General features: G+C 66.6%; 10 protein-coding genes. 3 read left to right on the forward strand and 7 right to left on the reverse strand.

Translation table 11 applies throughout. The features are described from left to right. Positions 1-199 precede the first annotated feature (199 nt). Positions 200-1,339, reverse strand: a complete 1,140-nt coding sequence (locus tag OEL49_RS14860; RefSeq protein ID WP_014237483.1) for an AI-2E family transporter — start codon at positions 1,337-1,339, stop codon at positions 200-202. Further along, positions 1,336-1,812, reverse strand: coding sequence for a cyclic nucleotide-binding domain-containing protein (locus OEL49_RS14865; RefSeq protein ID WP_014237482.1), 477 nt, complete (start codon positions 1,810-1,812; stop codon positions 1,336-1,338). Before OEL49_RS14865 ends, OEL49_RS14860 begins: the two co-directional genes overlap by 4 nt. A 185-nt stretch (positions 1,813-1,997) precedes the next feature. Between OEL49_RS14865 and moaA the strand changes: the two genes are divergently transcribed. Further along, on the forward strand, positions 1,998-3,071 hold the full coding sequence (gene moaA / locus OEL49_RS14870; protein ID WP_205230006.1) for a GTP 3',8-cyclase MoaA: 1,074 nt from the start codon (positions 1,998-2,000) through the stop codon (positions 3,069-3,071). A gap of 15 nt (positions 3,072-3,086) precedes the next feature. On the opposite strand, the gene OEL49_RS14875 is transcribed toward moaA, so the two are convergent. Continuing rightward, complete coding sequence (locus tag OEL49_RS14875) at positions 3,087-3,869, reverse strand: CZB domain-containing protein (RefSeq protein WP_205230007.1); 783 nt, start codon at positions 3,867-3,869, stop codon at positions 3,087-3,089. Between the two features lie 184 nt (positions 3,870-4,053). On the opposite strand from OEL49_RS14875, the gene OEL49_RS14880 reads away from it, so the two are divergent. After that, a complete protein-coding gene (locus OEL49_RS14880; RefSeq protein WP_205230008.1) occupies positions 4,054-5,973 on the forward strand; it encodes a putative bifunctional diguanylate cyclase/phosphodiesterase in 1,920 nt (639 codons plus the stop codon). Between the two features lie 39 nt (positions 5,974-6,012). Here the strand turns inward: OEL49_RS14880 and OEL49_RS14885 are convergent, their stop codons facing one another. The 3 genes from OEL49_RS14885 to OEL49_RS14895 all read right to left on the reverse strand — a co-directional run bounded on the left by OEL49_RS14885 (position 6,013) and on the right by OEL49_RS14895 (position 8,648). Next, the gene (locus OEL49_RS14885) at positions 6,013-6,171 is read right to left on the reverse strand and encodes a hypothetical protein (RefSeq protein ID WP_165397441.1); all 159 of its coding nucleotides are present in this window, start codon (positions 6,169-6,171) and stop codon (positions 6,013-6,015) included. A gap of 5 nt (positions 6,172-6,176) precedes the next feature. Then, positions 6,177-7,991 (reverse strand): translational GTPase TypA, encoded by a 1,815-nt coding sequence (typA, locus tag OEL49_RS14890; RefSeq protein ID WP_014237477.1) that lies wholly within the window; start codon positions 7,989-7,991, stop codon positions 6,177-6,179. Between the two features lie 270 nt (positions 7,992-8,261). Continuing rightward, positions 8,262-8,648: a group II truncated hemoglobin gene (locus OEL49_RS14895; protein ID WP_014237476.1), complete on the reverse strand. Its 387-nt coding sequence runs from the start codon at positions 8,646-8,648 to the stop codon at positions 8,262-8,264. 47 nt (positions 8,649-8,695) lie between these two features. Here OEL49_RS14895 and OEL49_RS14900 point away from each other — a divergent pair, with 47 nt between their 5' ends. Further along, positions 8,696-9,997 (forward strand): sensor domain-containing phosphodiesterase, encoded by a 1,302-nt coding sequence (locus OEL49_RS14900; protein ID WP_205230009.1) that lies wholly within the window; start codon positions 8,696-8,698, stop codon positions 9,995-9,997. Here the strand turns inward: OEL49_RS14900 and OEL49_RS14905 are convergent. Beyond that, positions 9,963-12,206 carry a YgiQ family radical SAM protein gene (locus OEL49_RS14905; protein WP_240190261.1) on the reverse strand — a complete coding sequence of 748 codons (2,244 nt, stop codon included), beginning with the start codon at positions 12,204-12,206 and terminating at the stop codon, positions 9,963-9,965. The genes OEL49_RS14900 and OEL49_RS14905 overlap by 35 nt on opposite strands. Between the last annotated feature and the right edge of the window lie 172 nt (positions 12,207-12,378).

The following is a 12,378-nucleotide window of genomic DNA, read 5'->3' on the forward strand; positions in this document are numbered from 1 at the left end:
CTCAATTGATGAGAAGAGGGTAAGGCCAGTGAAAACTGGCCTTACCCTAAACCAAGTTATTTTCCTTTCACGAACAATAAGTTAAGTTGTTTTTTTGAGGATTTCGCACGATTCCCGGCCAACCCTCCTTCCCAGCCGGCCCGGACAGGCCGCACCCCCACTCTACGCGCAAGCGACGGCGCCCGCCAAGGGGCCAATATCACAGCAGGTCCCCGGTCACTGCCGCGTGCCGCAGGCGGCGGGCATGGGCATGGCGGGCCTGCAGGCGGGGATCGTTCACCACCTGCCCCACCGTTTCCCCCAGTACCATCACCACGCCGAGCAGGGGCAACACCAGCATGAGGCCGGAGATGCCCGCCACGGCACCGCCGACGAAAATCATGATCACCGTCAGCAGCGGATGCAGGTGCAGACTGCGCCCCACCGTCATGGGCATGAAGAAGAAATCGTCGAGCAGGCGCACCAGGATGAAGAGGCCGATGGCACCGTAGGCCATGCCCGGATTGCCGGGAAAATCGGTGGCCGCCACCAGCACCACCAACGCGCAGCCGAGGATGGAGCCCACATAGGGAACCCAGGCCAGGACGGCAGTCACCAGCCCCAGCAGGAAGGGGGCCGAAATCCCCAGGGCCCACAACCCCAGAGCCAGGGTCAGGGTGTCGAGCAGGGTCAGCTTGAGCAGGCCGGTGAAGTACATGCGGGCGGTGCGATCCACTTCGTCCAGCAGGTACAGGGTGCGCTCGAGAAAGGCATTGGGCACGGCATGGATGATGAATTTCTTGAAACGCCGCCCGTCCCGCAGGAAAAAGAAGGCCAGGAAAGGCGCCAGCAGCAGGGAGGGCAGCCAGGCCGCCGCCAGCATCACCGCGCCGGCCAGGTTGCGGGAGACGAAATTGGCGGAAAAATCGGAGATGCCCTTGCGCACGCTGTCCGTGAGATGGGCCTGGGCCAGGAATTCAAAGCTGTTTTCCAGGGAGGACAGACTCCCCAGGACGAAGCCCACGCCGCCGGCAAGATAGCGCCCGCCCCACTCGTTCCAGCTCACCGCATGGGCGGCAATCCAGGGGGCCGCCAGGCCCAGGGCGCCGCCCAGGAGAAGGAAGGCACCAAAGCAAACCAACGAGGCGCCGGCAGTGACGGAATAGCCCGCCAGCACCAGTCGCAAGACAGCGGGCAGGAGGGCGTAATAGATGATCAGGGCCAGGATGAAGGGCACCACCAGCCACAGGATTTTCTGGAAGAGGAACAGCAGCAGACAGGTCGTGCCGAGGATGCAGGCCCACACCAGGGGGCCCGCCGCACGGGGCTGGCGGGGGAAGGGGCGGACCACAGGGCTCACGCCACCACCTCCTGGGGCTGAGGCTGGGGCAGGCTGATGCTGCGCAACCGCTGCCCCAGATGGCGGGCCAGCTGCAGGGAAATCTTGGAGGCGATGAGGGCATGGGTCTGCAACAGGCCGACAAACTCGCCGCGGAACATCACCGCCAGGGTGCTGTCGTCCAGGGCCCGGGCCTGGGCCATGCGGGGGCTGTCGTCGAGCAGGGCCAGTTCGCCGAAAAAGCTGCCGCCCCCCAGTTCGGCCAGGGGCGTATTGCTGTGGCCCGGATGGAAGATGCCGATGCGGCCGTCCAGGGCGAAATAGATGCCCTGCCCGTCCTCCCCCGCATCGAAGACCACCTCGCCGGCCAGATAGCGGCGTTCATGCAGCAGCAGGTCCACAATCACCAGCTCCCGGACGCTGAGGTCCTGGAACAGGGAAATGGAGCGAAGGCGCTTGAGCCGGGGCGATTCCTTGGTGGCGAAGCGGAACATGGCAGACGAACCGGGCTGTGGAGATAGGGCATCATAAGCCATGTATGACGTATGGCACACCCCGGAGGTAAAACCACCGACAGCCTTGGCGACGAAAAACGGATTTGACCCATATCATGGGCGCCCCGGATAAAACCAATGAAGCTCGATCTGGTCCAACCGCCATCCCCGACAGCCAAGTAATCATGCAGAACGACAGCCTGCCGCCCCGCTCCGGCCTCCTCGCCTTCCCCCCGGACAATGCCGCAGCCATTGCCCTGCCGCCGGGCGCCGGCCCGCTGCAGGACGGCCACGGGCGCCGCATCAGCTATCTCCGCCTGTCCCTCACCGACCGCTGCGACTTCCGCTGTACCTACTGCATGGCCGAGGACATGACCTTCCTGCCCCGGCACCAGGTGATGAGCCTGGAGGAGTCCCTGCGCCTGTCCCGCCTTTTCGTCGGCCTGGGCGTCACCAAGCTGCGCATCACCGGCGGCGAACCCCTGGTCCGGCGGGACGCTCTGTGGCTGTTGGAACGGCTGGCCGCCCTGGAGGGCCTGAAGGAACTGGTGCTGACCACCAACGGCTCCCAGCTGGAACGCTTTGCCGCGCCCCTGGCCCGGGCCGGCGTACAGCGCCTCAACATCAGCCTGGACAGCCTGCGCCCGGAGCGTTTCCGCGCCATCACCCGCATCGGCGACCTGCACCAGGTGCTGCGGGGCATCGCCGCGGCCCAGGCCGCCGGCTTCCGGCGCATCAAGCTCAACACGGTGATGATGCGCGGCACCAACGACGATGAACTGGCGGACCTGGTGGCCTACTGCATGGCCGAAGGGCTGGACATCGCCTTCATCGAGGAAATGCCCCTGGGAGACCTGGGCCACGGTCGCAGCGGCACCTACTTCTCCTCCGACGAAGCCCTGCTGCGCCTGCAGGAACGCTTCCCCCTGCAGGCCAGCGACGAGAGCAGCGGCGGCCCGGCCCGCTACTGGCGCATTGCCGGCAGCGAGACCCGGGTCGGCTTCATCTCGCCCCACTCCCACAATTTCTGCGACACCTGCAACCGGGTGCGGGTCACCGCCACCGGCGAGCTTTATCCCTGCCTCGGGCAGAACGACGCCACCCCCCTGTTGCCCCTGCTGCGCCGCCACCCCGAAGACGACGAACCGGCGCGCCAGGCCATCCTGCGCACCCTGGGCATGAAGGCCCTGGGCCACGATTTCACCCGCCAGCTGGATGCGCCCCAGGTGGTGCGCTTCATGTCCGCCACCGGCGGCTAGACAGCGCCCTCCGCCTCAGCCCAGGCTGGCCAGCTGGGAGGCCGCCAGCAGGGGAATGAGGGCGCCGCCGGAAGCGCTGTCGCCGATGAAGGCCTGGGGCACCAGGCTGCCCAGCCGGCCCCGGGCCGGATGCACCTCGGCCGCGGTGACGGAGCGGATGTCCAGCACCCGGTCCACGCCCAGGGCGGTGCGCTGGCCCGAGTCATTGAGGATCAGGGCCAGGGGCCGCTTCAAAGTAGGCACCAGGGCAATGACCGTATCGAACAGCGCCAGCAGTTCCGCCAGCACGCCCTGCCGGGCCGCCTCCAGGGCTGCCAGGGCCTCCTCCCGCCGACCGGCCGCCACCTGGCCGAGCAGCACTTCGGCCAGGCCATGGACCAGGGCGTGGGGATGCTCGAACTGGGACAGCAGCAGGGCCAGCCGCCGATCCTCGGTGCGGAAGGCGTAGAACCACTGGCCGAAGGCGCACTCCCGGGGACTGTGGGCCTTGGTGAAAGGAATGTCGTGGCGCAGGGACTGCTCCAGGGCTGCCATCCAGTCCAGATGGTCCTGCCGCCGCCGGGGCAGGGTCTGGGCCAGCTCGTCGAATTCGCGGAACACGCTGGGCTCCCCCAGGGGGTCCCACAGCGGCCGCCAGGGAATGGCCTGGCCCTGGAACAGGATCATGCCGCCCTCGGCGGAAATGCCCTGCCGCCCCTCCTCGCCGCCGAGGGAAAGGATGTGTTCCACCTCCTGCAATGGCAGGGCCAGGGTTATCCTGCCGACCTGAAATATGACCAGCGACTGCTCATCGGCCATGGGGTTGCTCCTTTAACTTGCCTTGTCCGGATGCAGAATAAGCCAAAAGTAGTAGATAGGGATGGCAAGATGGCGCCAGACGCTCTAACCTTGACGATACTGCGGCCGCCCGCCGCCGGAAAACCGTTCCGGCCGGCGGGGCGCTCCGCCCAACCCGGCCCAGACCGTAGACCAGACTGAGTCCATGCCCCAGATCCTGCCCCTCATCCTCGGCACCGCCGACAGCACCCCGCCCCAGGGCGTCGGGCTGCACCGCAGCTGGCACTCCTGGCCGCCCCTGCTGTTGCTGGCCGCCTGCATCAGCGCCGGCCTGGCGGCGGTGTATGTGGAGCAGCCCTGGCTGTCCTGGCTCACCTTCCTCGCCTGCGGCGTTGCCGCCGTCTGCAGCGTGCGGGAAATCGTCATCCTGCGCCGTGCCGCCCGGGCCTACGAACTGGCCATGGAAGGGGCCCACGACGGCATGTGGACCTGGAACCCCCTGAGCAAGGAGCTGACGGCCGGCCAGCGCCTTCACGCCATTCTCGGCTACGGCGAAAACTTTCTGATGGATACCCACGCCTGGCTGACCCTGGTGCATCCGGAAGACACGGCCCGCTACAACCGGGCAGTGTCCGAGCACCTCAAGGGGCTGACGCCCCACTTCTATTGCGAGTACCGGGTGCGGGCCAAGAGCGGCGAATACCGCTGGATCGCCTCCCGCGGCATCGCCGTGCGGGACGCCCGGGGCGTTGCCACCCTGATGGCCGGCTCCGTCACCGACATCACCGAGCGCAAGCTGCACGAGGAGCGCATGCGCTACCTGGCCCACCACGACCAGCTGACGGGCCTGCCCAACCGGCTGCTGCTGGCGGACCGCCTGCCCCAGGCCCTGACCCGGGCCAAACGCCAGCAGAGCCGGGCCGCCGTGCTGTTCGTGGACCTGGACCGTTTCAAGAACATCAACGACTCCCTCGGCCACAATCAGGGCGACCGGCTGCTGCAGAGCGTGGCCCGCCGCCTGCAGGAATGCCTGCGCCAGTCCGACACCATCGTGCGCCAGGGCGGCGACGAATTCATCGTCATCCTGGAAGACCTGCAGCTGCCGGAACAGGCCGGCCAGATCGGCGCCAAGCTGCTGGAAACCCTCGCCAGCCCCTACCGGGAGGATGGCTACGACTTCTTCCTCACCGCCAGCATCGGCATCGCCCTCTATCCCGACGACGGCGACGACGCCGACACCCTGCTGCGCAACGCCGACACCGCCATGTACGAGGGCAAGTCCAGCGGCGGCAACACCGTGCGCTTCTACACCGGCCGCATGAACGAGCGCCTGCAGTCCCGGGTCAGCCTGGAGAACGGCCTGCGCCGGGCCCTGGAGCGCGACGAGCTGCAACTCCACTACCAGCCCCAGATCGACCTGGCCAGCGGCCGCCTGCTGGGGGCCGAAGCCCTGCTGCGCTGGAACGACGGCGGCCGCCTGATCCCGCCGGACCAGTTCATCCCGGTGGCCGAGGAAACCGGCCTCATCGTCCCCATCGGCCTCTGGGTGCTGGACACGGCCATCGCCCGGGCCGCCGCCTGGCGCCGCCACTGGCAACTGCGGCAAGGCATGGGGGCGACGCCGCCGCGCATCGCCATCAACCTCTCGGCGCGCCAGTTCTGGGGCGGCGGCATCGCCGAGCACGTGCTGCTGCGCCTGGAACGGGAGGGCCTGCCGCCCTCCACCATCGAACTGGAAGTGACCGAATCCGTACTGCTGCGGCAGGAGGCCGACTGCCTGGAGGAACTGCGGCGCCTGCGGGAGGCCGGCGTCGGCCTGGCCCTGGACGACTTCGGCACCGGCTACTCCTCCCTCTCCTACCTGCGCCTGCTGCCCATCGACACCCTGAAGATCGACAAGTCCTTCATCTTCCCCCTGGACGAGGATCAGGACGGGGAAGCGACCGCCATCGTGCGCGCCATCCTGGCCATGGCCCACACCCTGGGGCACAAGGTGGTGGCCGAAGGCGTGGAGCGGCAGACCCAGCTGGAATTGCTGCGGACCATGGGCTGCGACAGTTTCCAGGGCTACCTGGAAAGCCGCCCCCTGCCGCCGGAGGCCTTTCTCCAGCGCTATTGCCCCTGAGGGACCGGTACGGGAATTGACCAGACTTCCGGACGGAAGTCAGTAATAGACGCGGCAGAAGCCGCTGGCGGTGACAGGCTTGGCGACGGTGCCGAGCCAGAAGAAGAAAAGACAAAGGGCGGCCACGAAGGCCGCCCAGCGCACCGCCCGCCGGTGCCGGGCAAGGAATGCGCGACAGGGCAGGCAGCGGTTCAGCATGAGGCTCAGGCGTCGGAACGGGCCGCGCGCTTGCGGTCGTTCTCGGAGAGGTGACGCTTGCGGATGCGGATGGACTTGGGAGTGATTTCCACCAGCTCGTCGTCGTCGATGAATTCGACGGCGGATTCCAGGGTCAGCTTGATCGGGGTGGTCAGACGCACGGCCTCGTCGGTGCCGGAGGCACGCACGTTGGTCAGCTTCTTGCCCTTGATGGGGTTCACCACCAGATCGTTTTCCCGGCTGTGGATGCCGATAATCATGCCTTCGTACAGCTTGTCGCCGGGGCTGACGAACATGCGGCCCCGATCTTCCAGGTTCCACAGGGCGTAGGCCACGGCCTCGCCGTTTTCCTGGGAGATCAGCACGCCGTTGTGGCGGCCGGGCAGGTCCGGCTTGACGGGCTTGTAGTCGTCGAAGATGTGGCTCATCAGACCGGTGCCGCGGGTCATGGTCATGAAGTCGGACTGGAAGCCGATCAGACCCCGGGCGGGAATGTGGTATTCCAGGCGGGTGCGGCCCTGGCCGTCGGATTCCATATTGGTCAGCTCGCCGCGGCGACGGCCCAGTTCTTCCATGACGGCGCCCTGGTGGGAATCTTCCAGGTCGATGGTCAGGTTTTCGTAGGGTTCACACTTCTCGCCGTCGATGTCCTTGAAGACGACGCGGGGCTTGGCCACGGCGATTTCAAAACCTTCACGGCGCATGTTTTCCAGCAGGATGGTCAGGTGCAGTTCGCCCCGGCCGGAGACGCGGAAGACGTCGGAGTCGGCGGTGTCTTCGACGCGCAGGGCCACGTTGGTCAGCAGTTCCTTGGTCAGGCGGTCGCGGATCTGGCGGCTGGTGACGAACTTGCCTTCGGTGCCGGCCAGGGGGGAGGAGTTCACCATGAAGTCCATGGTCAGGGTGGGCTCATCCACGGTCAGCATGGGCAGGCCGACGGGGTTATCCTTGTCGGCGATGGTCAGGCCGATACCGATTTCCTCGATGCCGGAGATGATGACGATGTCGCCGGCCTCGGCCAGTTCCACCGGCACCCGGTCCAGGCCCTGGAAGCCCAGCACCTGGTTGATGCGGCCGGAAGCCACCTGGTCGCCGTGGTTCATCACGGCCACGGCCTGGCCGGGCTTGATGCGGCCGTTGAGTACGCGACCGACGCCGAGACGGCCGGTATAGGTGGAGTAGTCCAAGGCGGCAATCTGCAGCTGCAGGGGAGCCTCAGGATCGCCAGCGGGGGTGGGCACGTGGGACAGCACGGTCTCGAACAGGGGACGCATGTCGCTGGACTCTTCTTCCAGAGACAGCTTGGCGAAGCCGTTGAGGCCGGAGGCGTAGATGATGGGGAAGTCCAGCTGCTCGTCGGTGGCGCCCAGCTTGTCGAACAGGTCGAAGGTCTGGTCCACCACCCAGTCGGGACGGGCACCGGGACGGTCCACCTTGTTGATCACGACGATGGGACGCAGACCCAGGCCCAGGGCCTTCTTGGTGACGAAGCGGGTTTGCGGCATGGGGCCTTCGACGGCATCGACCAGCAGCACCACGCCATCCACCATGCCCAGCACCCGTTCCACTTCGCCGCCGAAGTCGGCGTGCCCCGGGGTGTCCACGATGTTGATGTGGGTGCCTTCGTATTCGATGGCGGTGTTCTTGGCCAGAATGGTGATGCCCCGTTCCTTTTCCAGGTCGTTGGAGTCCATCACCCGCTCGTCCACCTGCTGGTTTTCGCGGAAGGTGCCGGATTGGCGGAGGAGCTGGTCCACGAGGGTGGTCTTGCCGTGGTCCACGTGGGCAATGATGGCGATGTTACGGATCGGACGGGACATGAAGATTCGCTAAAAAAAGAATTCGGTGGGGAAGATGGGGCGTTGGCGGTCGACTGCGGCCAACCCTTTTTTGGAAGGCCGTGATGATAGCACAATCAGCCCCTTGTTTTTGCAGCGCAATATGGTTTTTTACGGGCCATCACGGACAGGGGCGCCAGTACTGCCCCTCCGCCCAGGCCATGCCGGAAGGCCCGTCCCGCCTGCCCCGGCGGGCAGACACCGGGCGCCGGGAGGCCCCGGCACCCCGGCGATGCTGCCGGCGGGGACGCCCTAGCCTTCCCGGTTGCGCATGAAATCGGCGGTGTTGTAGAAATTGACGCCCAGCTTGAGGCGCAGGGCTTCCTCCACCCCCACCTCCTCCATGGCCCGCACCATGCACTTGACCCACTGGTCCCGGGACTCGGTGCCGATGGAAAAGGGCATGTGCCGGGCCCGCAGCCGCGGATGGCCGAACTGCTGCACGAACAGGTCGGGGCCGCCGAGCCAGCCGGAGAGGAACATGAACAGCTTGTCCCGGGAACCGTCCAGGGTGGGCGGATGCATGGCCCGCAGTTCGGCGAACTCGGGCTCCAGGTCCATCAGGTCATAAAACCGGTCCACCAGTTCCCGCAGGGATTGGGGGCCGCCCAGCATTTCATAGGGGGTACGCTCTTGCATATGACTTTTGGTCTATGATGTTGAGAACTTTGTCCAGGAACTTCATTTTGAACAGTTATTGCATCCCGACCATCATTGGCGAGTCGGGATATGCCGAAATAATCGCCGCCCTGGAGCCGGCGCAAAACGGGGAGCCTGCCGGCAGCCGCATCGGCCGTTTCGGCGATGTGGCCATTTCCAGCCATTTCCAGCCCATTTTCAGCCTTTCCCACCGGCGCATCGTCGGCCACGAGGCCCTGATGCGCGGCCACGGCCCGGGGCAGACGCCCATCTCCCCCCTGGACCTGCTGGGGCGGGCGAACCGGGATTATCCCACGTTGTTGCACCTGGACCGACTGGCACGGGCCACCCACCTGCACAATTTCGCGGCCCAGCCCGAAGCCGACGGCTGGCTGTTCATCAACATGTCGCCGGAAGTCTTCCTCAACGGCCCCAACCTCAAGGCCGATGAACTGGTCAGCTCCCTGCTGCGGGACACGGGCCTGGCGCCTCAGCGCCTGGTGATCGAGGTGCTGGAGGAGGCGGTGCAGGACAACAGCCGCTTCCAGGCCGCCGTGGACTTTTTCCGCAGCCTGGGCTTCCTCATCGCCCTGGACGACTTCGGCGCCGGCCATTCCAACTTCGACCGGGTGTGGAGCATCCGCCCCGAGATCGTCAAGCTGGACCGTTCCATCATCGTTCAGGCCGCCGCCGACCCCAAGATCCGCCGCACCCTGCCCCAGATCGTCTCCCTCTTGCACGAAGCCGGTGCCATGGTGCTGATGGAGGGGGTGGAAACCGCCGACGAGGCCTACATCGCCCTGGAGTCCGACGTGGATTTCGTCCAGGGCTACTACTTCGGCCGCCCTGCCCCCCGGGTCAGCACCGACGCCAGCGCCGGCCTTGCGGTGAACGACCTGTGGCAGACCTTCGATGCCCGCTGGCTGCGGGACAAACGCAGCTACCACGAAAACATCGCGCCCTATTTCAACGCCCTGGGCTACGCCTCGGTGCTGCTCTCCGCCGGCCGCTCCCTGGAGGAGGCCTGCGCCTCCTTCCTGGAACTGGAAAATGCCGCCTTCTGCTACCTGCTCGACGCCCAGGGCCAGCAGATCGGCACCAACCTGTGGAGCAGCGACGCCTCGCCCAACCAGGACGCCCGCTTCGCCCCCCTGGCCAAGACCAAGGGTGCCCGCTGGGCCCGCCGGCCCTACTTCCGCCGGGCCGTGGAGAATTTCGGCAAGGTCCAGGTGACCCGGCCCTACCTCTCCATCTCCAGCGCCAGCCTGTGCGTCACCCTCTCCTGCAGCTTCAAGGTGAACGGAGAACTGCAGGTTATTTGCGGCGACGTCCGCTGGGAGCAGCGCTAGGCTTGGCTCCCGGACGGGGCGTGCCGCGAGGGCCCGCCCCTTCTGCCTGGCGTCGTCCCTGGCATGAAGAGCCGCGTCCTGCCTGGCCCCCAGCCTTGCCTGCTGCCGGCTTCCGAGTGCCGCCCTGGGGCCGGCCCGCAGCGCCGTCCCGCGCCTCCCGGGCGTCCCGCCGCACCATGGCCTCGGCCTTCATGCCGGTGCCCGGGGGCTGGAAGATGGGAATCAGGTGCCGCTTGCCGTTGCCGATGAGGTCGGAGCGGCCCATCTCCTTCAGGGCCTCCCGCAGCAGGGGCCAGTTCTCCGGATCGTGGTAGCGCAGGAAAGCCTTGTGCAGCTTGCGCTGGCGTCCGGCCCGGGCCGTCTCCACCACTTCCGAGCCGCGCCCCACCTTCTTCAGCGGATTCCTGCGGCTGTGCCACATGGTCGTCGCCAGGGCCATGGGCGTGGGCAGGAAGGTCTGCACCTGGTCCAGGCGGAAGTTGTTGTGCTTCAGCCACAGGGCCAGGTTGAGCATGTCCTCGTCGGTGGAGCCCGGGTGGGCGGCGATGAAGTAGGGAATCAGGTACTGCTCCTTGCCCGCCTCCTTCGAGAATTTCTCGAACATCTGCTTGAAGCGTTCGTAGGTGCCGATGCCCGGCTTCATCATCTTGTTGAGGGGCCCCTCCTCCGTGTGCTCCGGGGCGATCTTGAGGTAGCCGCCGACGTGGTGGGTCACCAGTTCCTTGACGTACTCCGGCGACTGCACCGCCAGGTCATAGCGCAGGCCGGAACCGATGAGCACCCTTTTGACCCCGGGAATGGCCCGGGCCTTGCGGTACAGGCTGATCAGGTGGGAATGGTCGGTGCCCAGGTTCTCGCAGATGCCCGGGAAGACGCAGGAGAGGCGGCGACAGGAGGACTCGATCTTCTTGTCCTTGCAGGCCAGGCGGTACATGTTGGCGGTGGGGCCGCCCAGGTCCGAGATGGTGCCGGTGAAGCCCGGGGTCTTGTCCCGGATTTCCTCGATCTCGTGCAGGATGGAATCTTCCGAACGGCTCTGGATGATGCGCCCCTCGTGCTCGGTGATGGAGCAGAAGGTGCAGCCGCCGAAGCAGCCGCGCATGATGTTGATGGAGAAGCGGATCATCTCCCAGGCCGGAATTTTCGCATCGCCGTAGGACGGGTGCGGCGCCCGGGCGTAGGGCAGGCCGTAGACGTGGTCCATCTCCGGCGTGGTCAGGGGAATGGGCGGCGGGTTGAGCCACACATCCCGCTCGCCGTGGGCCTGGACCAGGGCCCGGGCGTTGCCGGGGTTGGATTCCAGGTGGAAGGTGCGGGAGGCATGGGCGTACAGCACCGAATCCTCCACCACCTGCTCGTAGGAAGGCAGGCGCACCACGGTCTTGGACCGCTGCTCCTTGCGCGCCGCCACCCGCTCGGCGGCGGGGACGAACTTGAGGGGCAGCACCGCCACCTCGCCGCCCTGCTCCGCCGCCTGGGCCTGGGCGGCAAAGGGCGGGGCGCTGCGGGGGCCGCTGTCACCCATTGAATAAGGATCGGGATGGGCATCCACCTTGCCGGGAATGTCCACGCTGGTGGAATCCACCGCGCCCCAATCCTCGCCGGGCAGCCAGCCCTTGGGCACCATGAAGGCAGTGCCGCGCAGGTCGCGGATGTCGCCGATTTTCTCGCCCCGGGCCAGGCGGTGGGTCAGTTCCACCAGGGCCCGTTCCGCATTGCCGAAAATCAGCAGGTCGGCCTTGGAGTCGGGCAGCACGGAACGCCGCACCTTGTCGCTCCAGTAGTCGTAATGGGCGATGCGGCGCAGGGAGGCCTCGATGGAACCGAGCACCACCGGCGTCCCCGGATAGGCTTCCTTGGCCCGCTGGGCATAGACGGTGACGGCCCGGTCGGGGCGCTTGTTGGGCTCGGCATTGGGGGTGTAGGCGTCGTCGGAGCGGATTTTCCGGTCCGAGGTGTAGCGGTTCACCATGGAATCCATGTTGCCGGCGGTGATGCCGAAGAACAGGTTGGGTTTGCCCAGGCGCTTGAAGTCTTGCGCCGAATGCCAGTCCGGCTGGCTGATGATGCCGACGCGGAAGCCCTGGGCCTCCAGCAGGCGGCCGACCAGGGCCATGCCGAAGCTGGGGTGGTCGATATAGGCATCGCCGGTGACCAGGATCACGTCGCAGGAATCCCAGCCCAGCTTGTCCATCTCCTCCCGGCTCATGGGCAGGAAGGGGGCGGTGCCGAAGCGCTGGGCCCAGTATTTGCGGTAGGAGGTAAGAGGCTTAGGCGATTCCATGGTGGCGACGAGAGGGGCTAATGAGGGCCAAGGCCCGCCGCCGCCCGCGGGCAACGGCAAATGAAAGGGGCCGGGGCGCCGCCAGGGCTCCCCGGAA

The organism is Azospira sp. (assembly GCF_030247495.1).
In the GTDB taxonomy this organism is placed as follows: Bacteria; Pseudomonadota; Gammaproteobacteria; order Burkholderiales; family Rhodocyclaceae; genus Azospira; species Azospira oryzae.

Bases quoted from the DNA above. Each gene is read 5' to 3' on its own strand.
- OEL49_RS14865 (WP_014237482.1), bottom strand. From the start codon at position 1,812: ATGTTCCGCTTCGCCACCAAGGAATCGCCCCGGCTCAAGCGCCTTCGC.
- moaA (WP_205230006.1), top strand. From the start codon at position 1,998: ATGCAGAACGACAGCCTGCCGCCCCGCTCCGGCCTCCTCGCCTTCCCC.
- OEL49_RS14875 (WP_205230007.1), bottom strand. From the start codon at position 3,869: ATGGCCGATGAGCAGTCGCTGGTCATATTTCAGGTCGGCAGGATAACC.
- OEL49_RS14880 (WP_205230008.1), top strand. From the start codon at position 4,054: ATGCCCCAGATCCTGCCCCTCATCCTCGGCACCGCCGACAGCACCCCG.
- OEL49_RS14885 (WP_165397441.1), bottom strand. From the start codon at position 6,171: ATGCTGAACCGCTGCCTGCCCTGTCGCGCATTCCTTGCCCGGCACCGG.
- typA (WP_014237477.1), bottom strand. From the start codon at position 7,991: ATGTCCCGTCCGATCCGTAACATCGCCATCATTGCCCACGTGGACCAC.
- OEL49_RS14895 (WP_014237476.1), bottom strand. From the start codon at position 8,648: ATGCAAGAGCGTACCCCCTATGAAATGCTGGGCGGCCCCCAATCCCTG.
- OEL49_RS14905 (WP_240190261.1), bottom strand. From the start codon at position 12,206: ATGAGCCGGGAGGAGATGGACAAGCTGGGCTGGGATTCCTGCGACGTG.